Consider the following 22,628-nt stretch of genomic DNA (forward strand, 5'->3'; position numbering starts at 1 on the left):
TTCAGATGCCACGCCCGATCACGCTGTTCACCGGTCAGTGGGCCGACCTGCCGTTCGAGGAGGTCTGCCAGTTCGCGTCCGAGGCCGGGTACGACGGCGTCGAGATCGCCTGCTCCGGTGACCACTTCGACGTCCAGCAGGCGGTCGACGACGACTCCTACGTGCAGGGCCGCAAGGACATCCTGGAGAAGTACAACCTGCAGGTCTTCGCGATCTCGAACCACCTGGTCGGCCAGGCGGTCTGCGACGACCCGATCGACTTCCGGCACCAGGCCATCGTGCCGTCCCGGGTCTGGGGCGACGGCGACCCCGAGGGCGTCCGGCAGCGCGCCGCCGAGGACCTGAAGAACACCGCGCGGGCCGCGGCGAAGCTCGGCGTGAACACGGTCATCGGCTTCACCGGCTCGTCGATCTGGCAGTACGTCGCGATGTTCCCGCCGGTGCCCGCGGAGCGGATCGCGGCCGGGTACCAGGACTTCGCCGACCGCTGGAACCCGATCCTCGACGTGTTCGACGAGGAGGGCGTGCGGTTCGCGCACGAGGTGCACCCGTCGGAGATCGCGTACGACTACTGGACCACCACGCTCACGCTCGAGGCGATCGGGCACCGCGAGGCGTTCGGCCTGAACTGGGACCCGAGCCACATGGTGTGGCAGGACATCGACCCGGTCGCGTTCCTGTGGGACTTCAAGGACCGGATCTACCACGTGGACTGCAAGGACACCCGGATGCGGGTCGGCGGCGGCCGCAACGGGCGGCTCGGCTCGCACCTGCCGTGGGGCGACCCGCGGCGCGGCTGGGACTTCTACTCCACCGGTCACGGCGACGTGAAGTGGGAGGACTGCTTCCGGGTGCTGAACTCGATCGGCTACGACGGCCCGATCTCGGTCGAGTGGGAGGACGCCGGCATGGAGCGCAAGGTCGGCGCGGCGGAGGCGGTCAACGTCATCCGCGCGCTCGCCTTCGACAAGCCGGAAGCGGCCTTCGACGCGGCTTTCGCCACCGACAAGTAGCTGACAAGTAGTCCGGCTCAGGCCGGCCGGGTGTCCCGGCCGGCCGCGAAGCCGATGCCGATCTGTACGGCGGCCAGCGTCGCGAACACGCCCAACGTCGTACTCCAGCCGCCGGTGGCCTGCGTCAGGTAGCCCGCGACCACCGGACCGGCGGCAGCGAGCGTGTAGCCGACCGCCTGCGCCATCCCGGACAGCTGGGTGGTCTCGTGGTGCCCGCGGCCGCGGAGACTGATCAGCGACAGCGCCGCGACCAGCCCTGCGCCCTGTCCCAGCCCGCCGACGACCGCCCAGACGATCGCCAGCTGTGGCATCAGCAGCAGGCCGAGCAGCGCGACGAGGATCGGCGTACTCGCCGTCATCAGCCCGGCGCGCTGGTTGGTCGGGTGCTTGAGCAGCAGCGGAATGCTCAGGCCGCCGATCAGTCCGAACACCTGGAACACGAACAGGTGGACGCCGGTCGCGCGCTCGGACACGCCGCCGGTGGCGATCTCGATGGTGGGCAGCCAGTTCACGAACAGGTAGAAGCTCGTCGACTGCAGGCCCATGAACCCGGTGACCAGCCAGGCCATCGGCTGCCGCCAGACGCTGACCGCGGGAGTCTCGTCGTCGGTCCGTGCCGGTGGCATCGGCTCCGACGAGAGCGTCCGCGGTAGCCAGACCGCCGCGACCAGGACCGCCAGCCCGCCCCACACCGCCAGCGACAGCCGCCAGTCGACGGCGTCCGCGATCGGTACGGCGAGGATCGAGGCGATCGCGGCGCCGCCGGTGATGAACGCCGTGTAGATGCCGGTCGCGCGGGACACGTGCGAGGCGTAGTCCCGCTTGATGATGACCGGGACCAGGACGTTGCCGATCGCGATCGCGGCGCCGACCACGGCCGTGCCGATCCAGAGGCCTGCCTGGCCCGTGTACGGGCGCAGCGCGCTGCTGGCCGCCAGGACCAGGAGCGAGACGAAGACCGTCCGCTCCATCCCGAACCGCCGGGACGCGAAGTGCACCAGGGGAGAGGCGACCGCGAACGCGAGCAGCGGCAGCGTGCCCAGCAGACCCTGCGCGGCCTCACCGAGCTGCAGGTCGACCCCGATCCGCGGCAGCACCGGGCCGACGGCCGTCAGCGCCGGCCGCAGGCTCAGCGCCACCACGAACGCCGTCGCCGTGATCAGCGATGACCGTTCCCTGCTCAGTGGATCGGTCAGCACCGCCACGACACACCTCTCCAAAATCCCCTGCAGATGTCCTACATTTATATACTGTACGGCATGGACTTGAAGGGCCCGGTGCGGCAGGTGCCGCTCGTGTTGCAGGTGTCGGAGCAGTTCCGCGCGCTGATCGAGTCCGGGGCGTGGCCGCGCGGCTCGCGGATCCCGGGCGAGAACCAGCTCGCGAGCGAGCTCGGCGTCAGCCGCGGCACCGTCCGCGAAGCCCTGCGCTCGCTGAGCCTGACCGGTCTGCTGGAGCCGCGCGTCGGCGACGGCACCTATGTCCGCGCGACCAACGAGATCAGCGGTGTCCTGGTCCGCGACGAGCTGTCGGGATCACTGACGCACGTCCTGGACGCCCGCGCCGGGATCGAGGCGGCGGCCGCCCGGCTGGCCGCGCACAACGCGGGCCCGGACCATCTGAACGCTTTGTCGGAGGCATTGGAGGCCCGTGCCGCGGCGCTCGCCGCGGGCGACCTGGACGCGTTCGTGGCGGTCGACACCGACTTCCACCGCGTCGTCGTCGTCGCGAGCGGGAACCCGTTGCTGCTCCGGCTGTACGACGCCCTCGCCGAGGTGCTGGCCGCGTCGATCCAGCAGACCGCGACGATCCCCGAGGACCACCGGATCCTCGACGCGCACGTCGACGTCCTCGACGCGCTCCGCGCCGGTGACGCCGAGGCGGCGAGTCAGGCGTCGTACGCCTTGATCGAGGCCGTCAAGGTCGCGGGATCGGGCCAGTAGTAGCGCAGGCACGCGGGCTGCCCGTTGAGCCGGCGGGGTTCGCCGCCGGGCGGCGGGACGTTCGTCCGCTCGCCCTGGATGCCGCCGCGCGCGGCGTAGAACGCCTGCGCGGCCGTGTTCTGCTCGAGCACCCACAGGTAGATCCCGGAGTCCTCGACCGTCGCGGCCGCGCGGGCGAGCAGCCGGGTGCCGATCCCTTGCCGCTTGAGGGGTGCGCGGACGTGCAGGTTGTCGACCAGTGCGCCGTACTCCGGATCCGCGCCGAACATCACGTGCGCGAGCCCGACCAGTTGCCCGTCGTACTCCGCGAGTGTCGTGACCGTGCCCTCGCGCGCCGCGAGCCGCTTCGCCCAGAGCGTGCCGAGGTACTGCGGAGACTCGTCGTCGAGGAACGCGTCGGCATACGCGCCCCGGTAGTGCCGCCGCCAACTGTCACTGTGCAACTCGGCCACCGCTGCCGCGTCCTCCGAACCGGCGACCCGGAACCGTATCTCGGAATCAGTCACCCGACGATTCGTATCACCGCGGGACGGCGTCGTCCGGAGCTGTCCGGTGGTTGGTTGCCAGCACCCGCGCGAACACGGCCAGGCCCGCGGCGAGCACGGTCACGACGACGAACGACGCGGTCAGGCTGCTGGCCTGCGCGATGCCGCCGATGATCGACGGCGCCACCAGCCCGGACGCGTAGGTGATGGTCGCGACGCCGGCGATCGCCTGGCTCGGGTTCGGACCGGTGTGGCCGGCGGCGGCGAACGCGAGCGGTACGACGACCGCGATCCCGATGCCGATCAGGCCGAAGCCGGTCATCGCGACGGCCGGGTGCGGCGCGAGCACCACCAGCAGGCCGCCGAGCGTCGCGATCACGCCGCTCCAGCGCACCGTCGGCACCACGCCGAACCGGTCGACGACCGCGTCGCCGGTGATCCGGGCGATCGTCATCGTCAGCGCGAACCCGGTCGTCGCGCCGGCCGCGACGCCGGCCGAGCTGTCCAGGACGTCGCGCAGGTACACCGCCGACCAGTCCAGGCTCGCACCCTCCGCGAACACCGCGCAGAACCCGACCGCGCCGATCAGCAGCGCCGACTTCGGCGGCAACGTGAACCGCGCCGGCGGCTCGGCGTCGTCCTCGGGATGGATGTTCAGCACGAACTGGCACACCGCGGTACCGATGACGGTCAGTACGACGGCCGCGATCACGTGATGGACCTGCGCACTGAGCTCCGCGTGCGCGGCGACCGTCCCGACCGCCGAGCCGATCAGCGCGCCACCGCTCCAGAGCCCGTGGAGCCCGGACATGATCGACTTCTTCAGCCGGTGCTCGACCTCGACGCCCAGCGCGTTCATCGCGACGTCGGCCATCCCCGCCGTACCGCCGTAGATCAGCAACGCCGCGCACAGTGTCAGCAGGCCGGGCGCGAACGACGGCAGGATCAGCGACAGCGTCCACAGCGCAAGCAGGCCGCGCAGCGCGGTCCGGGTGCCGAACCGGTGGCTGACCCGGGCAGCCAGCGGCATCATCAGCGCCGCCCCGAGCGCCGGGAACGCGAGCGCCAGGCCGAGCTGGCCCGCGGACAACCCCGAGTGCTCCTGGATCCAGGGCACCCGCGTCGCGAACGATCCGGTCACCGCTCCGTGCACGGCGAAGACGGCGGCGACGGCGTACCGGGACCGCTTGACGAGCGTGGTGGTATCAGTCACAAGCGAACACGCTATCTGTTTGAACGATCAGGCGGATGGTAGTTTTTTGCGCATGAGAAGTGCGGAACGGCACCAAGTGATCGTAGAACGCCTCAGAGTCGTCGACCGAGTCACGGTCCAGGAACTGGTCGAGGCGACCGAGGCGTCGGACATGACGGTGCGCCGCGACCTGGACTTCCTGGCCGCGCAGGGCGTGCTGAAGCGCGTCCACGGCGGCGCGGTGTCCGCGATGCCGTCGGGCCTCGAGCCGCCGCACTCGCTGCGCGCCCAGGCCGCCGTCGCCGCCAAGCAGGCGATCGCCCGCGCCGCCGTCGAACACCTCCACGACGGCGAGACGATCGTGCTCGACAGCGGTACGACGGCCCTGGAGACCGCGAAGCTCCTGCACGACCGCACGATGACCGTGATGCCGCTGTCCCTGCACGTCGCGCACGAGCTCGCGGACGCGCCCCGCATCCGGTTGCTGATGCCGGGTGGTGAGGCGCGCAAGGGCGAGCTGTCGCTGGTCGGCCCGCTGACCGTGGCCTCGCTGCGCGCACTGCGGTTCGACACCGCCGTACTCAGCCCGTGCGCGTTCAGCCTGGACGCCGGGCTGACTGCCTTCGACCTGGGCGACGCGGAGGTCAAGCAGGAGGCGCTCAATGTCGCGAGCCGCTCGATCGTGCTGGCCGACGGCGCCAAGTGGGACCGCGCCGCCCTCGCCTACGTCTGCCCTGCCGACCGCCCCGACCTGATCATCACCGACGACTCAGCCCCCGAGGACCAACGCACAGTGCTCACCCAACGCGGCACCCTGGTAGAGGTCGCATCTTGACTGCCACCTCCCTCCAGCTCCCAACCGCCCCACCTCGAGCCGCCCGAATCGCCACCTGGCTGTACTTCGGGCTGAACGGGTTCGCCGTCGGGATGTGGGTGGTGCACATTCCGAGCATCGAGCACGCGACCGGGATCACGCACAGCACCCTCGGGCTGCTCCTGCTCGTCCTCGGTGGCGCGGCCTTCATCGGCATGCAGGTCGCCGGGCCGCTGGTCGACAAGCTCGGTCAGCGCCGGCTCGTCCCCGCGGCCGGGATCCTGCTCGGCATCGCGCTCGCCGGTCCCGGCCTGGCCACGAACTGGTGGACGCTCGGGCTCGCGCTGATCCTCGTCGGCTTCGGCAACGGCTCGATCGACGTCGGGATGAACGCCCAGGCCGTGGTGGTCGAACGCGGGTACCCGCGGCCGATCATGGCCGCGTTCCACGCGATGTGGTCGATCGGCGGGGCGATCGCCGCGGTCGTCGGCGCGGCCACGCTGCGGGCCGGCGTACCGACGCAGGTCACGCTCGCGCTGTCCGGCCTGGTCTGCGTCGTGCTGTCGCTGGCCGCCAGCCGGTACTTGCTGGAGGCAACCGAACCCGAGGAGGACCCGGACGAGGGACCCCGGGAGAAGCCGCCGGCCAAGCTGGTCTGGGCGCTCGGCGGGCTCGCGTTCGGCCTGATGCTGTCCGAGGGTGTCGCCAACGACTGGGCCGCGCTGCACTTCCGCGACATCCTCGGCACCTCGGTCAGTACGGCGGCCTTCGCGTACGGCGCGTTCGCGGTCGCGATGACCGTCGGGCGGTTCCTCACCGACCGGGTCGCGGCCGTCGTCGGCCCGGCGGCGATCGTGCGCTGGGGCGCCGCGATGGCGGCGGCCGGCCTGACGCTGGTGATCGTCGTACCGTGGGTGCCCGTCGCGCTCGTGGGGTGGGCGATCTTCGGCCTCGGCCTCGCGGGCGGCGTACCGCAGCTGTTCACCGCCGCCGGCAACCTCGACCCGCGCTCGTCGGGCGCGCTGATGGCGCGCGTCGTCGGTCTCGGGTACGTCGGCCTGCTCGCCGGGCCCGCGGTGATCGGCGGGCTGGCGCACTGGATGCCGCTGAACCTCGCGTTCATCCTGCCGGTCGTGCTGTGCGTGCTGACCTTCTTCGGCGGGCCGGTGCTCAAGTCGAAGAAGTGAGCGCCCGTTCGAGGTCGGCCCAGAGGTCGTCGGGGTGCTCGATGCCGACCGCGAGCCGGATCAGGTCCTCCGGAATCGTCGGTACCTCGATCGGCCAGCGGCGGCGGCGCTCGAGCATCGACTCGACGCCGCCGAGGCTGGTCGCGTGCACCCACAGTTCGGTGCTCTCGCAGACCTTCTGGGCGGCCGCGGCGTCGCCGCCGAGCTCGAACGACAGGATCGCGCCGAAACCGGACATCTGCGCGGCGGCGCGCTCGTGGCCGGGGTCGTCGGGGAGGCCTGGGTAGCGGACGCGGCTGACCTTCGGGTGCTGGAGCAGGCGCTCGGCCAGGAAAGCGGCGTTCGACTGGGCGCGTTCGAGGCGCAGCGCCAGGGTGCGCAGGCCGCGCAGTGCGAGCCAGGCGTCCATCGAGCCGGGGATCGCGCCGAGGCTGCGGCGCCGCAGCTCGATCGCGGACCGCAGTACGTCGTCCGCGGTGACGACCGCGCCGAGGACGACGTCGGAGTGACCGGCGATGAACTTGGTCGCCGAGTGCATCACGACGTCCGCGCCGAGCTGCAGCGGCTGCTGGAGCAGGGGAGTGGCGAACGTGTTGTCGACGACGACGGTCGCTCCGGCCGCGTGACCTGCCTCGGCGAGGGCGGGGATGTCGGCGACCTCCATGGCCGGGTTGGTCGGTGACTCGATCCAGAGCAGGTCGGCGCCGGGGACCCCTCGGGTGACGCCGTCGGTGTCGGCGACGTTCACCCGGTCGACCGTCAGCCGGCCGGTCGCGGCTTGCTGGTCGAGGAGTGCGAGGACGCCGGAGTACGCGTGCTCCGGGGCGACCACGCGGCCGCCGACCGGGACCAGGTCGATGATGGCCGCGGCGGCTGCCATGCCGGACGCGAACGCCAGCGCGCTGCCGCCTTCCAGCTGGCCGAGGGTTTCCTCGAGGGCGGTCCAGGCGTCGTTCCCGAAGCGTCCGTAGCCGCGTTCGCCGCCGGCGACGTACGTCGAACTGAACACCGGCGACTCCCCGACCGGCGCATCCGGAACCCGCGCCGGCCGCCCGGCATGCACGACAACGGTGGACGGATCAAGCTCAGGAGTCATGCCCCGGATTGTCCCTGCCCACCACACCCCCGGAACCAGCGGGTCACCATGCGGGAACCGCCCGGCCGGGGTCAGGAGGTGGAGGGCCCGGCGAGGTCAGGCGGTGGGAAGGTTGGGTTGGCCGGGGAGTGGGATGTGGCCGGTGCGGAGGAGGCGCATGGCCTGGCGGGCAAGGACCTTGGCGTCGGTGGGGGTGGGGTCATCGACCCACACGCGGACGACGGTCTCGATGATGTTCATCGCGATCCCGGCGGAGAGGGCGGCGACGAACTCCGCGCGCCGCGGGTCGCCGGGAAGCCGCCGTACCAGCTCGTCGGCGAGGTCCGTGCGGAAGCGCCAGATCAGCTCGTTGAGGTGCGCGCTCACCGAACCGGACTGCTCGGCCAGCTCGAACACCGCGCGGATCCGGTCCGGATTCGTCTCCAGCTGCTCGAGGACCCGCTCGACCACCGCCTGCAGTCCGTCCGGCAGCTCCATCGCGGGCTGCTCCCGGAACCAGCTGACCGCGTCAGCCAGACAGAAGTCGACGAACTCGAGAACCAGCGCCTCCTTGGTCGGGAAGTACCGGTAGAGAGTGCTCGGCCCGACCTCCGCCGCCGCCGCGATCTGCTCGACCGTCGTCCGGCCGAACCCGTGGTCGCTGAACAGCTCGAACGCCTTGTCCGCGATCAGCCGGCGGGTCCGCTCCCGCTTCACCTCGCGCAGTCCCATCAGCACCTCCGCGGGCAGACTACCGCCCTCCGACGCGCCGGCAAGGCTATCTTCCTGGTAGCTCCGCCCATATGGTAGTCACTACCAAATTCGATCCGGGAGGGCGTCCATGACCGAGAGCTTCCCCGTCGCGCGGCCGTCCGGGTGCCCTTTCGACCCGGCGCGCGAGTACGCCGCGTTCCGCCGTACCGACGGCCTGGTCAAGGTGGCCACACCGGCCGGCGTCGACGCCTACGTGGTGAGCCGGTACGACGAGGTGCGTACGCTGCTGCGGGACAGCCGGCTGAGCTCGCGGTCGGCGCCGTCGGACCACGTCGTACCGGATGCGGACCTGAGCCGGGAGGTCGAGACCGGGTCGATCCTGCAGGTCGACGGGGTGGCGCACAAACGGCTGCGCCGGCTGCTGGCGACCGAGTTCGCGATGAAGCGGATGGAGGCGCTGCGGCCGCGGATCGTGGCGATGATCGAGGACCGGATCGACGCGATGCTGGCCGCGGGCGGGCCCGTCGATCTGGTGCAGGAGTTCGCGCTGCCGATCCCGTCGCTGGTGATCTGCGAGCTGCTCGGCGTGCCGTACGCCGACCGCGACGAGTTCCAGGAGCGCAGCGCGCAGCTCGTCCGGGTCGACGGATGGACGGACGAGATCCAGCGCGCCAGCGACGAACTCAACCAGTACATCGCCGGGCTGGTGCTCGCGAAGCAGGCGCGGCGCGAGGACGACATCCTGTCCCGGTTGATCACCCGCGGCGAGGAGCTCGGTACGCCGCTGAGCATGGAGGAGCTGGTCACGGTCGGGGTCACGCTGCTGATCGCCGGCCACGAGACGACCGCGAACATGATCGCGCTCAGCACGCTCGCCCTGCTGCGCAACCCGGACGAACTCGCGAAGCTGCGCGCCGATCCGGCGAAGGTGCCGGCGGCGGTCGAGGAACTGCTGCGCTACCTGTCGGTGGTGCACTTCGGGCTGTTCCGGTACGCCACCGACGAGGTGACGGTCGGATCGTCGACGGTCGGCGCGGGCGACTATCTGATTGCCGCTTTGTCGTCGGCCAACCGCGACGAGAGCGTGTTCCCGGACCCGGATCGGCTGGACCTGGAGCGGGACGCCGCGGCGCACGTCGCGTTCGGGTTCGGGCCGCATCAGTGCATCGGGCAGCAGCTCGCGCGGCTCGAGTTGCAGGAGGCGCTCGGGCGCCTGCTCGCGCGCATCCCGACGCTGCGGCTCGCCGTACCGTTCGAGGAGATTCGTTACCGGGACAACACGCTCGTGTACGGCGTGTCAGCATTGCCGGTCACCTGGGACCCGCCGGCTACCGACCGCGATCTGAAGAGGTCTTAACCGAACCCCGGTCTGAACCCGATCCCGGGGCCGCTACAGTCGAGCCGGTGAGTGAGTACTCGAGGGAAGAACAGCGCAAGCCCCGCGTCGCCGTCGTCTTCGGCGGCCGGTCGAGCGAGCACGCCATCTCGTGCGTGACCGCGGCGAACGTCCTGCAGGTCATCGACCGGGACAGGTACGACGTGGTTCCGGTCGGGATCAGCACCAGCGGGCACTGGGTGCTGGAGAGCGGCGACCCCGAGCGGCTGTCGATCACCGACGGCAAGCTCCCCGAGGTCGACGTGACCGCGATGCCGGTGCTGTTCGGCGCGAACCGCGAACTCGTGGTCAGCGAACCCGACCAGGTGCCGAGCACGCTCGGCGAGGTCGACGTGGTCTTCCCGTTGCTGCACGGCCCGTGGGGTGAGGACGGCACCATCCAGGGCCTGCTCGAGATGTCCGACATCAGGTACGTCGGTTCCGGCGTGCTGGCCAGCGCTGTCGGCATGGACAAGCACTACATGAAGGTCGTGTTCCAGGCCGCCGGGCTCGAGGTCACGCCGTACGTCGTGATCCGCGACCGCGACTGGATGCGGGATCCGGCCGCGTGCCGGGCGGCGGTCGACGCGCTCGGGTACCCGGTGTTCGTGAAGCCGTGCCGCGGCGGGTCGAGCCTCGGGATCAGCAAGGTGAACAGCCTCGACGAGCTCGACGGGGCGGTCGCGGAGGCCCGGGCGCACGACCCGAAGGTGATCGTCGAGGCGTCCGCGAAGCGCCCGCGGGAGATCGAGGTCGGAGTTCTGGGCGGCCTGGACGGCGGCAGCCCGCAGGTCAGCGTCTGCGGCGAGGTCGCGGTCTCGGGCGGCGGGCACGACTTCTACGACTTCGAGACGAAGTACCTGCCGGAGGGTGAGGAGTACACCGCGCTGTCGGTGCCCGCGGACCTGCCGGAGGAGATCGCCGCCGAGATCCGCGCGAAGGCGCTGGTCGCTTTCGACGCGATCGACGCCGAGGGGCTGGCCCGGGTCGACTTCTTCCTGGATGCGGACAAACGCGTTGTCATCAACGAGATCAACACGATGCCGGGGTTCACGCCCACGAGCATGTTCCCGCGGTTGTGGGCCGCTTCGGGCAAGGACTACGCGGAGCTCGTGGAACATCTCCTCACCCTGGCAATGACCCGCCCCACCGGCCTGCGCTGACAGTCGGGCTACAGCCTGGCGGCGCGGGCGCGGAGGTAGCGCTGCTGGGGGACGCTCGTCGTCCGGCTCGCTGCCTCCTCGTACGCCGTGCGGGCTCCGGGCGCGTCACCGGACATCTCCAGGAGATGCGCGCGCACCGCGGCGAGCCGGTGGTCGTTCGCGATGCGGTCGTCGTGCTCGATCGGCCCCAGCAGTGCGAGTCCTTCGCCCGGCCCGCGCGCCATCGCGACCGCGACCACGTGGTTGAGCGCGACCATCGGGTTGTCGGTGAGCTGCAGCAGCACCTCGTACAGCGCGACGATCTGCGGCCAGTCCGTCGCGTCAGCGGTCGGCGCCTCGTCGTGGAGCGCCGCGATCGCCGCCTGCAACTGGTACGGCCCGACCGGTCCGCGCGGCAGCGTCGCCGTGATCAGGTCCACGCCCTCGCGGATCAGCTCCCGGATCCACAGCGACCGGTCCTGCGCTTCCATCGGCACCAGTTCACCGTGCAGCCCGGTGCGCGCCGGCCGCCGCGCGTCGGTGAGCAGCAGCAACGCGAGCAACCCGGCGACCTCGGGGTCGTCCGGTAGCAACCGGTGCAGCATCCGCGCCAGCCGGATCCCTTCCGCCGCGAGCTCGACGCGCTGCAGGCTCGGTCCCGTCGTACTCGCATAGCCCTCGTTGAAGATCAGGTACACGACCTTCAGCACCGCGCCGAGGCGCTCGTCGCGATCGGCCGGCAGCGTGAACCGCGCGCCGCTGTCCTTCACGCCCGCCTTCGCCCGGGTGATCCGCCGCGTCATCGTTGCCTCGGGCACCAGGAACGCCCGCGCGATCTCCGCCGTCGTCAGACCACCGACCGCCCGCAACGTCAACGCGATCTGGGAGGCCGGCGACAACGACGGATGACAGCACAGGAACAGCAGCACCAGCGTGTCGTCCGCGTCCCCCACCGGCTCACCCAGCGGCGCCCACTGCGCGACCCGGTCCTCCCGCCGCTGACGGGCCTGCTCGCGCCGGAGCAGATCCGTCAGCCGACGGGAAGCAACCGTGATCAACCACCCACGAGGGCTGTCGGGTACGCCGTCCACCGGCCACTGCTGAGCCGCCGCGAGCAACGCCTCCTGTACGGCGTCCTCGGCCGCGTCGAAGTGCCCGTACCGCCGCACCAGCGCGCCGAGCACCTGCGGCGCGAGTTCCCGCAACACCTCGTCGAGGGGCATCACTCCACCAGTTCGTCGCGGCCCTCGACGATCGGACGGATGTCGGCGTACGCCGTCGCGCGGGCGGACTCCGGCGCCGGCGTGTCCGCGAGCCGGGACGCGATCTCGGTCGCCCGGTCGAACGACTCGCACTCGACGATCCAGTACCCGGCGAGCACCTCCTGCGTCTCGGCGTACGGCCCGTCGGTCACCACCGACTGCCCGTCCTTCGACCCCAGCCGCCGGGTCAGCACCGGCGCCGCCAGCCCGCGGGTCTCGACCAGCTCACCCGACTCGATCAGCTCGTTGTTGAACTTCTCCATGAACGCCCCCATCGCCGCGAAGTCCTCCGGCGCCCAGGCAGGCTTCCCGCTGTCCTTCCCCGCCATCCCGTCGTAGTCCTGCTGCGACGCGTACGTCAGGATCATGTACTTCATCAGCTTCTCCCGTCCTCCGAGCACCCACCATCGGGGCACTTCCACCCGAGACGTCGCCACCGCGAACCCCGACCGGACACCGCCGGCCGGGAAATTTCGATCTCGCCAGGGAGTATGCCGTCGTCAGGTGCAGGGTGTGACGAGTTTGTTGTGCTTGTGGACGGCGGTGGAGACATCGGTGAGGGCGTTGGCTTCGGGGGTGTACTTGGAGGGGACCGCTACCTCGAAGTAGAGGGCGCGGCCGATGGTGGTGAAGATGAAGCCGTTCTCGACCTGCTTGGCGAACCAGCCGACGCCGTTGACCTCGAAGCACTGGGACTGGGCCTCGGCCATGCCGGCGGGTGGCGTGACGCCGCAGGTCATCTCGATGGGCGGGTCGCCGTACGCCGTGGTCAGCGGGCTCTCGGGGGTGGTCTCGCGGCGGTCGGCGTCGAGGACCTTGGCCGGGAGGGCCTTGATCAGGTCGGCGCACGCGGCGGCGACCTCGGGGGCGGGGGACGGGACGGGGACCGGCGTCGGCCCTTGGCTGCACCCCGCAATCAGGAGCAGCCCGAGTACGACGCCTGCGCACCGGGCCGCACCGGAGCGCGCCGGTGCGGCGAACAGGAATTTCGGCATACCGAGTAGTGGCGGGGTCCCCGGGGCGAGTGGATCAGATGTGGACGACCGGGCAGGTCAGGGTGCGGGTGATGCCGGGGACGTTCTGGACTCGGGCAACCACCAGCTTGCCGAGTTCGTCGACGTTGCGGGCTTCGGCGCGGACGATCACGTCGTACGGGCCGGTGACGTCCTCGGCCAGGGTGACGCCCTGGACCTCGGCGATCTGTGCGGCGACGTCGGCCGCGCGGCCGACCTCGGTCTGGATCAGGATGTAGGCCTGGACCACCACGTCGTTCTCCACTCAGTCGTCCTCAGCTGGCTCCAGCCACAGTACTGCCAGGTGGCTGGGCGTACTCGTTGCCCGGTCACGGTACCGCCTAGACTCCCCACAGCGATATGGGAGGTCTGTTGACGTGACAGAGACGTTGGGGAGCACGGGTGAGTTCGGCCTGATCGCGGCCGTCACCAAGGCGCTGTCCCAGAGTGAGGACGTCCTGGTCGGTCCCGGCGACGACGCGGCCGTCGTGGCGGTGCCGGACGGCCGCATGGTGATCACGACCGACCTGCTGGTCGAGGGCCGGCACTTCCGCCAGGACTGGTCGTCGGCGTACGACGTGGGCCGCAAGGCCGCCGCGCAGAACCTGGCCGACGTGATGGCGATGGGCGCTCGCCCGACCGCCTTGGTCGTCGGTTTCGGCGCGCCCGCCGACCTGCCGACCGCCTGGGCGCTGGAGCTCAACCAGGGCCTGGTCGACGAGTGCGAACTGGTCGGCGCGAGCATTGTCGGCGGTGACACCGTGCAGTCCGACAAGATCGTCGTGTCGGTGACCGCGTTCGGCTCGCTCGACGGCCGTCGTCCGGTACTGCGTTCCGGCGCGCGCCCGGGCGACGAGGTCGCGTACATCGGCCGCCTGGGCTGGGCGGAGGCCGGCTGGGCGGTGCTCGCCCGCGGGTTCCGCTCGCCGCGCGCTGTCGTCGAGGCGCACCGCCGCCCGCAACCGCCGTACGCCGAGGGCCCGAAGGCCGCGCTCGGCGGCGCCTCCTCGCTGTGCGACGTGAGCGACGGCCTGCTGTCGGATCTCGGGCACATCGCCGCCGCGAGCCAGGTGATCATCGACGTGCACACGAAGGCGTTGACGGTGCCGGAGCCGTTGCAGGCGGTCGCCGCCGCGACCGGTGTGGACGCGCTGAAGTTCGTCCTGACCGGCGGCGAGGACCACGCGCTCGTGGGTACTTTCGAGCCGGCCGACGTCCCCGAGGGCTGGACCGTGATCGGCTCGGTTGCTGAAGGCAACGAGGAACGCCCGGCCGGGACCGTGACCGTGGACGGCTCGCCGTATGCTGCGGACACCGGTCACGCCCATTTCAGGAGTTGAGAATGCCGGCTGAGAGTGCGCCGCCCCGAGTGCTGACGATCGCCGGATCCGACTCCGGCGGCGGAGCCGGGATCCAGGCGGACCTGAAGGCGATGCTCGCCAACGGCGTGCACGGGATGAGTGTGCTGACCGCGATCACCGCGCAGAACAGCCTCGGCGTCCAGGGCGCCTGGGAGCTGCCGGAGGAGCAGGTGCGCGCGCAGTTCCACAGCGTCGTGGACGACATCGGGGTCGACGCGGTGAAGACCGGCATGCTGGCGTCCGCGTCGATGGTCCGGGTCGTCGCCTCGTTGCTGCGGACGCTGCCGCCGGAGGTGCCCGTGGTGGTGGACCCGGTGTCGGTGTCGAAGCACGGCGACGCGCTGCTCGCCGCCGACGCGATGGACGCCGTACGGGCCGAGATCGTCCCGCTCGCCACGGTCCTCACGCCGAACCTCACCGAGCTGGGCCCTGTCTCCGGGATCGAGCTGGAGACAGTAGAGGACCGAGAGCTCGCCGCGAAGGAACTACTGGGTGCCGGTGCGTCCTGGGTGCTGGTGAAGGGCGGCCACGACGTCGGTACGGCGTCCGTCGACGTCCTGCACGGCCCTGGGGTACGGCGTTCGTACAGTGCCGTTCGCGCTGACAACCGGCACACCCACGGCACCGGGTGCACGCTGGCCAGCACCATCGCGTCGTACCTGGCCAGGGGGTACGACGTGCCGAGCGCGGTCGGCGCCGCGAAGGAGTACGTGACCGGAGCGATCGCGGCCGGGTTCGCGTTGGGCGACGGCATCGGCCCGGTCGACCACGGCTGGAGATTTCGAGGGAGTAGCAGTTGATCAAGCAGCAGCCCCCGGTCGACGGGTACTGCGAGCAGTGCGGCTTCAACTACGACACGGGTGACTTGCAGGGCACGGTGACGCTGCTCATCAAGCAGGCCGCGGACTGCAGCATGGCGCTGACGAAGGCGGCTGCCGGTCCGGACCCGAACGTGGTGCGGCTGCGGCCGGAGCCGGAGGTGTGGTCGGCGATCGAGTACGCGTGCCACGTGCGCGACGTCCTCGAGGTGCAGCGGCAGCGGATCGCGCAGTGCCTGGCGGAGGACCGGCCGGTGTACGCGCCGATGGACCGGACCGGGCGGGTGAAGCAGCAGAAGTACGAGGACCAGGACCCGGTGGAGGTTGCGGCCGCGCTGATGCGGTTCGCACGCGAGTTCGGGGCGGCGGCGCGGGTGCTGCGGCCGCAGGAGCTGGGCAAGCTCGGGCTGTACAACTACCCGGTGCGGGCACCGCGGTCGCTGGGCTGGATCATCCGGCATACCGCGCACGAGATCCAGCACCACCGGCACGACATCACCGAGATCCTGGCGCAGGTGGAGCCGCCGATCGTGCCCAAGCCGCGTGTCGAGGAGCCTGCGGAGGCAGAGGCCGCCGACTAACGCTGGGCGACCCAGGTCGCGATGGCCGGCTCGCTGGTGAGCTGGTCGACGGCCAACGCGGCCGCTCCTCTCAGAGGCCCGTCAGGCTGGTGGGTCGCGGCCAGCACCGGCGGGGGAGCGCTGCGGTGGAACGTCATCAGCCCGCTTAGATAGGCCTCCGCGAACGTGTCCTCGGCGGCTGCCCGCAGTGGGATGGCCAGGCTGCCGATGGTCACCACGTCCGGGTCGTGCGCGTTCACGAGACCTGCGATGCCGTAGCCCAGTGCGGCGACCACCTTGGTCACGGCTGCGCGTGCTGCGCGGTCAGTGCGCCGTAGTACCTGCTCTGTGTAGCCAACGGGGTCGTCCGGCGTCGGCTCCTTCAGATAGCGCGCGAGAGCGCGTCCGTCGATCTCCAGGTCCCAGCAGCCGCGGGCGCCGCACGGACACGCCCTGGCGCGATCGCCGAAGGGCATGTGTCCGTACTCGCCACCTGCTCCGGCCGCGCCCTGTGCTGGTACGCCGTCGATGAGGAGGGTCCCGCCGATACCCACCTCGATGATGAGGTGCACCGCCGTACCAGCTCCGGCAGCAGCGCCAGTGCGGGCCTCCGCCACGCCGCTGAGCGTTGCGTCGTTGCCGGCGAGCAGCGGTACGTCGACGCCGGCCGTGACCTGCGTGAGGTCCTGCTCAACCCACTCGAGTGTCGGCGCCTGCATCAGGCGGTTGTCGCGGACAGTGCCCGGTACGGCGAGACTCACCAGCTGCAGGCGAGCGCCGTACTGCTGCTTGGCGCGCTGCACCTCCCGCTGGAGGTTGCTCAGCACGACCTGTGCGCGCCTACTCCGGTGCCGCTTGTACTGCGGCTCGTGCAGCGACCCGTCGAGCGCCACGATCGCACTGCGCCAGCTGCTCTGCCGCAGGTCGAGTGCGAGCACCACGGGTCCTTCCGGATGCGCCTGCAACACAGTGGTCGGTCGCCCGCGGCCCTGTGTGGGAGCGGGTGCTTCCGTCAGGAGATGCACGTCGCGTAGCCGAGCGGTCACCTCCGTGGCCGAACCTGTGCTCAGCCGCAGTGTGCGCGCGACCTCGGTCCGGGTGATCCCCGGTTGACGGGCGAGTTGGGTCAGGACCGCGGAAGCGGTCTGCCATTGTCCCCGGCGCACTGGAGTCATCGCTGCCTTCCCTTTATGCTCGGAGGACGAGTTTAATAGGAGGGCTGATGGAGATCCGGGACATCCGCGCGGTGCTGTTCGACATGGACGGCACGCTCGTGGATTCCGACGCGGTCGTGGACCGGAGCTGGGGCCGCTGGGCGACGGAGTACGGGCTGGTCCCGGCCGAGGTGCTCGCGGTGGCGCACGGCAACCCGGCTGCCGCGACCGTGGCGCAGTTCCTGCCCGACGCCACCCCTGCCGAGCGGACGGCGGCATGGGCCCGGGTTTTCGACCTGGAGGTCACCGACGTCGAGGGCGTGGTGGCGAAGCCGGGTGCGGTGGAGCTGGTCGCGACCCTGGACCGGCTCGGCCAGCCGTGGGCTGTCTACACCAGCGCGCCGGCCCAGCTCGCGAAGGTGCGGCTGACCGCGGCCGGGATCGCGCCGTCGGTCCTCGTCACCGTCGACGACGTCACGCGGGGCAAGCCGGATCCCGAGGGGTACCTGCGTGCCGCCGAGTTGGTCGGCGTACCGGCGACTGAGTGCCTGGTGGTCGAGGACACCGTGGTCGGGCTGACGGCCGGGCAGGCCGCGGGGGCGTTGACGGCGGGGCTCAAGGGCATTGCGGCGGACATCGAGCTGCCCGATCTCCGGAAGCTCGACAGGCTCTTCCAAGGTCTGGAATGACCGCGCGCGCTGAGGCCCCCGTCGACGCGGGCAGCCGTGGCGACGAGATCCAGATCGGCGTCGCGCTGTCCGCGATGGGGTTCGTGCTGGCGGGGATGGGCGCCTGCATCGCGATCCTCGCGCGGGACCTGGAGGAGCCGACGAGCCGGCTGGCGTTGCTGTCGTCCGGGTTCGCGGTCGGGTTGCTGCTGGTCGCGGTGATCGGCCCGCGGATGCTCCGCCGGTGGTCGATCGGGTCGGTGCTTGCCCTGGGATCGGTGGTCTGCGCGCTCGGTGCGATCCTCATCGCGATCGCCACGTCGTACGCCGTCGCGATCGCCGGCGGGCTGCTGGTCGGGCTCGGCGGTGCGTTGCTGGTGCTGGTCGCTCCGCTGATGCTCGACGGCCCGGCGGCCGCGTCTCGCCTGAGCCGGGTGAATGCGGTCGCCAGCGGAACCGGCATCCTCGCGCCGCTCGCGATCGGCACGCTCGACGGGTTGGGGCCCAGCGGCCGCTATGCGATGCTCGCCGCGGCTCCGCCGCTGCTGCTGCTCGCCGTCCTCACCCGGCGGCGGCGTCCGGCGTCGGTGCCGAACGATCCAGCTCCTGAGCAGGATGCAGTGCCGGTGCTGATCGACTCGGCTCCGGCTGTCGGTCTGGGGCGGAAGTGGCGGCGGGTCGGGCGGCGGGTCGCGATGGATGTGGGCGTCGGCTGGCTGCGCGTCGTACTCGCGGTGTCGGTCGAGTTCTGCTTCGTGGTGTGGGCGGTGGCGCGGCTGGTGGCGACCGGGTTGCCGACGGCGACCGCCGCGCTCCTCGGGAGTTCGTTCCCGATCGGCATGGCGGTCGGCCGGGCGATCGGCCCGATCCAGTGGCGCTCGTGGTCGCCGGTGCTGCCGTCGGGGGCGCTGGCCGCGCTCGGCACGGTGCTGGTCAGCGTGTTCGACGCACCGGCCGTGGTCGCGCTGGGCCTGGTCGTCGCGGGGCTCGGTGTCGCGCCGCTCTATCCGGTGACCGTGGCCTCGCTCGTCGCGACCCCTGGCCTCAGTTCGGCCCGGCTCGCCGCGGTCGGCGCGATGGCCTCGGGTACGGCGATCCTCGTGGCGCCGGCTGTTCTCGCGGTCGTGGCGCGGGTCGTCGAACTGCGGACGGCGTACCTCGTGACGCTCCCGCTGCTCGCCGTACTTTTTCTCCTGAGTCGTCGATCCGGGCGCACCTCGTTCGTGTAGGGGCGAACAAGCCCGCACGACGAACGAGGTGACGTGATGATGTCCGAGCCGAAGCTGCTGCTCGACGAGCTGAATTTCCCGGAGTCCGGCCGGTGGCACGACGGCCGGTTGTGGTTCTGCAACTGGATCGGCCAGCAGGTGGTCGCGGTCTCCGCGGAGGGGAATGCGGAGTACTTCGACGTACCGGTCGAACGGCTGATGGGTTGGTGCATCGACTGGACGCCGGACGGCCGGCTGCTGACCACTGGCGACAAGCTGCGGCGGTACGAGGCCGACGGTTCGGTGACGGTCCTGTCCGAGCAGGGCGCGAACGAGCTGGTGGTGGATGCCCGGGGCAACGTCTACCTGAACGGCGCGGACTTCGACTTCGCCGGCGGCGAGGCGCCGAAACCCGGGTGGATCAAGCTCGTCACGCCGGACGGCGCGGTGCGGCAGGTCGCGGACGACATCCAGTTCCCGAACGGGATGGTGCTCACGCCCGACGGCCGGACGCTGGTGATCTCGGAGTCGTTCGCCGGCCGGCTGACCGCGTTCGACGTCGAGCCGGACGGCGGCCTGTCGAACCGCCGGGTGTACGCCGAGAACCTCGGCCCCGACGGCATCTGCCTGGACGCCGAAGGCGCGATCTGGGTCCAGACCGCGGACGCCAACGTGGTCCGCGTCGCCGGGGGCGGCGAGATCCTCGAACGCATCGACCTGCCTTTCGAGGACCGCGCGCCGTTCTCGGTCGCGCTAGCCAACTGGGACACCCCGACCTTGTGCGTGCTGACCGCCGAGTGGCGCATGAACGACCCCATCCCCGACAACCTCACCCGCCTCACCAACGGCCTGCGCACCGGCCAGGTCCACACGATCCCGGTCCGCGTACCGCCGGCCGCGGGGTAGCACCGACCGCGCTGCCGCTCGTCGCGCGGTAGCTCCGACCGCATTCCGGTCCGCGTAAGGCCGGTCGCGCGGTAGCTCCGACCGTGCTGCCGGCGGTCGCTCGGTAGGATCACCGGCATGGAGTGCTTCGCCGCCGGACGTACCCGGCGCTGATCCCGGTCCGTCACCCGAACGCGAGGTGGCGGGCCGATCGCGCCTGCCCGGATTTCTCCTTCACTCGCGAGAGGCACACTCCATGCACATCCGTTCGTACGCCGACACGGACCTCGACCGGCTCATCGACCTGACCATCGACACCTTCGGCCCGTTCTACGAAGAATCGTTCCGCCCGCTGGTCGGCGAACTGATCTTCACCCGCCAGCACGGCGACTGGCGCGGCGACTACCGCCGCCAGCTACCCGGCCTACACGACCCAGCCGCCCACAAGTACGTCGCCGTAGCCGAGCAGAACGACGACGTACTAACCGGCTACGTCGCCTGGCACCTCGACCCGACCCGCCGCCAAGCCACGGTCGAACTCCTGGCCGTAGCCCGAGCCCACCGCCGCTCCAACATCGCAACCGCCCTCTGCGAACACGCCTTCGCGGCAATGCGATCCGAGGGCGCCCAGTACGTCGAAATAGGCACCGGCGGCGACGGCTTCCACGCCCCCGCCCGAGCCTTCTACGAAAGCCTCGGCTGCATCCAACTCCCAGTAGCCGTCTACTACCGAGAACTCTGACCAATCCCCGTACCGAAGAACGGCTACTGCGCACTCACAAGCCCCACCTCACCCCACCACCCCCACGCGCCGCCAACGGTCTTTGGGTACGGCCGCCCCGGTGGTACCGACGGACGGGTAGTGGGGGCTATGAGACGCCTCCCTCCCCGCCAACCCCGCGTGCCGCCGGCAGCCATACCCCCACACCACCCGTCCGTCGGTACGCACCCGTCGTCGGTACGCACCCGTCCGTCGGTACCACCCGGTCGACGGGCTACGGATACGGCCGCCCGGCCCCCACCGTCCGCACCCGGCGGGGCCTGGGCGGGTCAGTGTTTGGCGTACTGGGCGACCATGCGGACGAGGGTGTCGGGTGGGATGACCTTGACGTGGGGGGCGAGGCTTTCGGCTACGGAGAGGACGTTGTCGACGGTCTTGCTCCAGGCGTGCCAGACGACGACCGAGTAGCCGGCGGGGGAGTACGGGTTGCGGGTCGCGGTGTTGAGTTGGTTGGTGACCGAGGCTTCGTCGGCGCCGTCGAGGCCGGACCAGAGCATGGTGCGGGCGGAGATGACGGGCTTGCCCTCGGACCAGACGACCTTGCCCTTGAGGCTGTCGTACCGCGAGTACTCCAGGTAGATCAGGCCTTCGATCTCCGGGTGCTTGAGGTACGACGACCACAGACGGGTGTCGTGGAAGGCGTTGAAGTCGATGATCTGGGCAACGGACAGGTCCGAGCGACCCATCGCGCGGGCCAGCGACGCGGTGTGCTTGTCGAGGGCGGCCCGCGGATACTTGCTCGGGTACATGTAGCCGCCACCTGACGGGCCCACGACCCAACGGTCCTTGCGGGACTGGTTGTAGAACCAGCGCATCACCGACGGGGTCAAGTCGATCAGCGACGGCGAGATGCCCCAACCCAGCTCGACCTCCCCGCGGCGCGGACTCCCGAACCAGCGAGGGTCGGTGGGAAAGTCGCCCAGCGCCCACTGGATGTTGTCGCCGTCGGTGATCAGGAAGGTCACGTAGTGAGCGTCCGGCTCCGGTTCGAGGGCCCTCCCCCCACCCCCTCCACGCTGTTCCAACCGGTCTTCGTGGATGCCGGACAGGACGGACAGGTTGCGGGCGTGGTCGGCGGGGAGGGCTTTGACGCCCGCGGTCGAGTTGACGCCGATGAAGGCGTCCTCGCCGTGGCTCGCGTCGCCCCAGCCGAGCACGGTGGCGTCGTCGTCCAGCGCGCCGACCACCTCGGCGCGGAACTCCGAGTTGCCGTCGAAGAAGGCGAGCGTCCCCGCCATCGTGACGTAGTCCCGGAGCCGCTCCGGGATGTCCGCGCGCTGCTCGACCGCGACGTCGTGCCGCAGCCGGGACCAGTACGTGTCGAACACCCAGCGGTCGTCCTTGTCCCGCACGTCCAGGACCTTGCGCAATCCGTGCCGGATCGCGAGTGCCTCCAAGCTTTCCTCGATCGCCACGGCACCCGTCACGCCGCTGAGCGTGGTCGCGACGTTGACCGACGGGGTGCCCGTACGGAAGAGAACATATCCGCGAATGCCCGACCGCCCGACGGTTTTCCACAGGTCGCCGGGGCGCACCGCGACGCCGTATCGCGAGACGAGGTCGTCGAGCCAGTACTGGTAGCCGAGCGTCGGCAGGTTCAGGTACAGCGACTCGCCGCCGCGCCGGGCCATCAACCCCTGCAGTGTGGTCGCCAGCGTCCGCTCGGGCAGGCTCAGCGTGTTCTCGTCGAACACGTTCAGCAACCGCGGCCGCTGCCCCTTGGGGTACGGCGAGACGGCAGCCGGCGCGGCGCCGAGAGCGCGGGCCGGCGCGGCACCTGCGGCGGCGAGCCCCAAGCCCGCGGTCAAACCGAGTGCGGTACGACGGGAGAATCTACGACCCGGCAGCGCGAGACGGGACAGCGCGTCACCGGCCAGCGGGTGACGGGACAGGGAATCGGACATGCGAGACCTCCAGGAGCGGCTGGATTGTCCTACGTTGTCAGCTATCCGCCGACGATGTCACAGCCGTCCCGCCG

Annotated in this window: 24 protein-coding genes; 13 read left to right on the forward strand and 11 right to left on the reverse strand. The window is 70.8% G+C overall.

Going from position 1 to position 22,628, the window contains the following annotated elements:
* Positions 1-5 precede the first annotated feature (5 nt).
* Positions 6-1,013, forward strand: a complete 1,008-nt coding sequence (locus tag ABN611_RS24695; RefSeq protein ID WP_350274604.1) for a sugar phosphate isomerase/epimerase family protein — start codon at positions 6-8, stop codon at positions 1,011-1,013.
* A 17-nt stretch (positions 1,014-1,030) separates the two neighbouring features.
* Here ABN611_RS24695 and ABN611_RS24700 read toward each other — a convergent pair whose 3' ends face one another.
* Positions 1,031-2,212: an MFS transporter gene (locus tag ABN611_RS24700; RefSeq protein WP_350274605.1), complete on the reverse strand. Its 1,182-nt coding sequence runs from the start codon at positions 2,210-2,212 to the stop codon at positions 1,031-1,033.
* 60 nt (positions 2,213-2,272) lie between these two features.
* On the opposite strand from ABN611_RS24700, the gene ABN611_RS24705 reads away from it, so the two are divergent.
* Positions 2,273-2,956 carry an FCD domain-containing protein gene (locus ABN611_RS24705; RefSeq protein WP_350274606.1) on the forward strand — a complete coding sequence of 228 codons (684 nt, stop codon included), beginning with the start codon at positions 2,273-2,275 and terminating at the stop codon, positions 2,954-2,956.
* Here ABN611_RS24705 and ABN611_RS24710 read toward each other — a convergent pair.
* Positions 2,902-3,462 carry a GNAT family N-acetyltransferase gene (locus ABN611_RS24710; protein WP_350274607.1) on the reverse strand — a complete coding sequence of 187 codons (561 nt, stop codon included), beginning with the start codon at positions 3,460-3,462 and terminating at the stop codon, positions 2,902-2,904. The genes ABN611_RS24705 and ABN611_RS24710 overlap by 55 nt on opposite strands.
* Before the next feature lie 13 nt (positions 3,463-3,475).
* Positions 3,476-4,654: an MFS transporter gene (locus ABN611_RS24715; protein ID WP_350274608.1), complete on the reverse strand. Its 1,179-nt coding sequence runs from the start codon at positions 4,652-4,654 to the stop codon at positions 3,476-3,478.
* Positions 4,655-4,706: 52 nt separating this feature from the next.
* Between ABN611_RS24715 and ABN611_RS24720 the strand changes: the two genes are divergently transcribed.
* Positions 4,707-5,468, forward strand: coding sequence for a DeoR/GlpR family DNA-binding transcription regulator (locus ABN611_RS24720; protein ID WP_350274609.1), 762 nt, complete (start codon positions 4,707-4,709; stop codon positions 5,466-5,468).
* Positions 5,465-6,634, forward strand: a complete 1,170-nt coding sequence (locus tag ABN611_RS24725) for an MFS transporter (protein ID WP_350274610.1) — start codon at positions 5,465-5,467, stop codon at positions 6,632-6,634. Before ABN611_RS24720 ends, ABN611_RS24725 begins: the two co-directional genes overlap by 4 nt.
* On the opposite strand, the gene ABN611_RS24730 is transcribed toward ABN611_RS24725, so the two are convergent.
* Entirely contained in the window at positions 6,618-7,730 is a 1,113-nt protein-coding gene (locus ABN611_RS24730) for a PLP-dependent transferase (protein WP_350274611.1), read from the reverse strand. The two genes, ABN611_RS24725 and ABN611_RS24730, sit on opposite strands and share 17 nt — an antisense overlap.
* 96 nt (positions 7,731-7,826) lie before the next feature.
* Entirely contained in the window at positions 7,827-8,441 is a 615-nt protein-coding gene (locus tag ABN611_RS24735) for a TetR/AcrR family transcriptional regulator (protein ID WP_350274612.1), read from the reverse strand.
* 109 nt (positions 8,442-8,550) lie between these two features.
* On the opposite strand from ABN611_RS24735, the gene ABN611_RS24740 reads away from it, so the two are divergent.
* Together ABN611_RS24740 and ABN611_RS24745 are read left to right on the forward strand one after the other, a co-directional pair.
* Entirely contained in the window at positions 8,551-9,780 is a 1,230-nt protein-coding gene (locus ABN611_RS24740; protein ID WP_350274613.1) for a cytochrome P450, read from the forward strand.
* 47 nt (positions 9,781-9,827) lie between these two features.
* The gene (locus ABN611_RS24745) at positions 9,828-10,961 is read left to right on the forward strand and encodes a D-alanine--D-alanine ligase family protein (protein ID WP_350274614.1); all 1,134 of its coding nucleotides are present in this window, start codon (positions 9,828-9,830) and stop codon (positions 10,959-10,961) included.
* A gap of 8 nt (positions 10,962-10,969) precedes the next feature.
* Here ABN611_RS24745 and ABN611_RS24750 read toward each other — a convergent pair whose 3' ends face one another.
* The 4 genes from ABN611_RS24750 to ABN611_RS24765 form a co-directional block, all read right to left on the reverse strand.
* Positions 10,970-12,163, reverse strand: a complete 1,194-nt coding sequence (locus tag ABN611_RS24750; RefSeq protein WP_350274615.1) for a DUF6596 domain-containing protein — start codon at positions 12,161-12,163, stop codon at positions 10,970-10,972.
* Complete coding sequence (locus tag ABN611_RS24755) at positions 12,163-12,579, reverse strand: YciI family protein (RefSeq protein ID WP_350274616.1); 417 nt, start codon at positions 12,577-12,579, stop codon at positions 12,163-12,165. Before ABN611_RS24755 ends, ABN611_RS24750 begins: the two co-directional genes overlap by 1 nt.
* Positions 12,580-12,702: 123 nt before the next feature.
* Entirely contained in the window at positions 12,703-13,197 is a 495-nt protein-coding gene (locus ABN611_RS24760) for a DUF3515 domain-containing protein (protein ID WP_350274617.1), read from the reverse strand.
* 34 nt (positions 13,198-13,231) lie between these two features.
* Entirely contained in the window at positions 13,232-13,465 is a 234-nt protein-coding gene (locus tag ABN611_RS24765) for an Lrp/AsnC ligand binding domain-containing protein (protein ID WP_198682133.1), read from the reverse strand.
* Between the two features lie 127 nt (positions 13,466-13,592).
* Between ABN611_RS24765 and ABN611_RS24770 the strand changes: the two genes are divergently transcribed.
* Genes ABN611_RS24770 through ABN611_RS24780 form a run of 3 tightly spaced genes read left to right on the forward strand, consistent with a single transcriptional unit; the run spans position 13,593 to position 15,975 of the window.
* The gene (locus tag ABN611_RS24770; protein WP_350274618.1) at positions 13,593-14,555 is read left to right on the forward strand and encodes a thiamine-phosphate kinase; all 963 of its coding nucleotides are present in this window, start codon (positions 13,593-13,595) and stop codon (positions 14,553-14,555) included.
* Between the two features lie 2 nt (positions 14,556-14,557).
* On the forward strand, positions 14,558-15,376 hold the full coding sequence (gene thiD / locus ABN611_RS24775) for a bifunctional hydroxymethylpyrimidine kinase/phosphomethylpyrimidine kinase (protein WP_350274619.1): 819 nt from the start codon (positions 14,558-14,560) through the stop codon (positions 15,374-15,376).
* Positions 15,373-15,975: a DinB family protein gene (locus tag ABN611_RS24780; RefSeq protein ID WP_350274620.1), complete on the forward strand. Its 603-nt coding sequence runs from the start codon at positions 15,373-15,375 to the stop codon at positions 15,973-15,975. The genes thiD and ABN611_RS24780 overlap by 4 nt, the downstream gene beginning before the upstream one ends.
* Here ABN611_RS24780 and ABN611_RS24785 read toward each other — a convergent pair.
* Positions 15,972-16,892, reverse strand: a complete 921-nt coding sequence (locus ABN611_RS24785) for an ROK family protein (RefSeq protein ID WP_350274621.1) — start codon at positions 16,890-16,892, stop codon at positions 15,972-15,974. The genes ABN611_RS24780 and ABN611_RS24785 overlap by 4 nt on opposite strands.
* Before the next feature lie 284 nt (positions 16,893-17,176).
* On the opposite strand from ABN611_RS24785, the gene ABN611_RS24790 reads away from it, so the two are divergent.
* From ABN611_RS24790 to ABN611_RS24805, 4 genes are all read left to right on the forward strand, one after another.
* Positions 17,177-17,797, forward strand: coding sequence for an HAD-IA family hydrolase (locus ABN611_RS24790; protein ID WP_350274622.1), 621 nt, complete (start codon positions 17,177-17,179; stop codon positions 17,795-17,797).
* Complete coding sequence (locus ABN611_RS24795; protein WP_350274623.1) at positions 17,794-19,005, forward strand: MFS transporter; 1,212 nt, start codon at positions 17,794-17,796, stop codon at positions 19,003-19,005. The genes ABN611_RS24790 and ABN611_RS24795 overlap by 4 nt, the downstream gene beginning before the upstream one ends.
* Positions 19,006-19,041: 36 nt before the next feature.
* Entirely contained in the window at positions 19,042-19,890 is an 849-nt protein-coding gene (locus tag ABN611_RS24800) for an SMP-30/gluconolactonase/LRE family protein (RefSeq protein ID WP_350274624.1), read from the forward strand.
* 235 nt (positions 19,891-20,125) lie between these two features.
* Entirely contained in the window at positions 20,126-20,611 is a 486-nt protein-coding gene (locus ABN611_RS24805; RefSeq protein ID WP_350274625.1) for a GNAT family N-acetyltransferase, read from the forward strand.
* Positions 20,612-20,919: 308 nt separating this feature from the next.
* On the opposite strand, the gene ABN611_RS24810 is transcribed toward ABN611_RS24805, so the two are convergent.
* On the reverse strand, positions 20,920-22,554 hold the full coding sequence (locus ABN611_RS24810) for a GxGYxYP domain-containing protein (protein ID WP_350274626.1): 1,635 nt from the start codon (positions 22,552-22,554) through the stop codon (positions 20,920-20,922).
* Positions 22,555-22,628 lie beyond the last annotated feature (74 nt).

This window comes from Kribbella sp. HUAS MG21 (genome assembly GCF_040254265.1).
Taxonomy (GTDB): domain Bacteria; phylum Actinomycetota; class Actinomycetes; order Propionibacteriales; family Kribbellaceae; genus Kribbella.

Excerpts from the sequence above, each read along its gene's own strand:
- ABN611_RS24750 (WP_350274615.1), bottom strand. The coding sequence starts at position 12,163 with ATGCCCCTCGACGAGGTGTTGCGGGAACTCGCGCCGCAGGTGCTCGGC.
- ABN611_RS24790 (WP_350274622.1), top strand. The coding sequence starts at position 17,177 with ATGGAGATCCGGGACATCCGCGCGGTGCTGTTCGACATGGACGGCACG.
- ABN611_RS24800 (WP_350274624.1), top strand. The coding sequence starts at position 19,042 with ATGATGTCCGAGCCGAAGCTGCTGCTCGACGAGCTGAATTTCCCGGAG.
- ABN611_RS24735 (WP_350274612.1), bottom strand. The coding sequence starts at position 8,441 with ATGGGACTGCGCGAGGTGAAGCGGGAGCGGACCCGCCGGCTGATCGCG.
- ABN611_RS24720 (WP_350274609.1), top strand. The coding sequence starts at position 4,707 with ATGAGAAGTGCGGAACGGCACCAAGTGATCGTAGAACGCCTCAGAGTC.
- ABN611_RS24695 (WP_350274604.1), top strand. The coding sequence starts at position 6 with ATGCCACGCCCGATCACGCTGTTCACCGGTCAGTGGGCCGACCTGCCG.
- ABN611_RS24730 (WP_350274611.1), bottom strand. The coding sequence starts at position 7,730 with ATGACTCCTGAGCTTGATCCGTCCACCGTTGTCGTGCATGCCGGGCGG.
- ABN611_RS24760 (WP_350274617.1), bottom strand. The coding sequence starts at position 13,197 with ATGCCGAAATTCCTGTTCGCCGCACCGGCGCGCTCCGGTGCGGCCCGG.
- ABN611_RS24740 (WP_350274613.1), top strand. The coding sequence starts at position 8,551 with ATGACCGAGAGCTTCCCCGTCGCGCGGCCGTCCGGGTGCCCTTTCGAC.
- ABN611_RS24810 (WP_350274626.1), bottom strand. The coding sequence starts at position 22,554 with ATGTCCGATTCCCTGTCCCGTCACCCGCTGGCCGGTGACGCGCTGTCC.
- ABN611_RS24755 (WP_350274616.1), bottom strand. The coding sequence starts at position 12,579 with ATGAAGTACATGATCCTGACGTACGCGTCGCAGCAGGACTACGACGGG.
- ABN611_RS24805 (WP_350274625.1), top strand. The coding sequence starts at position 20,126 with ATGCACATCCGTTCGTACGCCGACACGGACCTCGACCGGCTCATCGAC.
- ABN611_RS24705 (WP_350274606.1), top strand. The coding sequence starts at position 2,273 with ATGGACTTGAAGGGCCCGGTGCGGCAGGTGCCGCTCGTGTTGCAGGTG.
- thiD (WP_350274619.1), top strand. The coding sequence starts at position 14,558 with ATGCCGGCTGAGAGTGCGCCGCCCCGAGTGCTGACGATCGCCGGATCC.
- ABN611_RS24795 (WP_350274623.1), top strand. The coding sequence starts at position 17,794 with ATGACCGCGCGCGCTGAGGCCCCCGTCGACGCGGGCAGCCGTGGCGAC.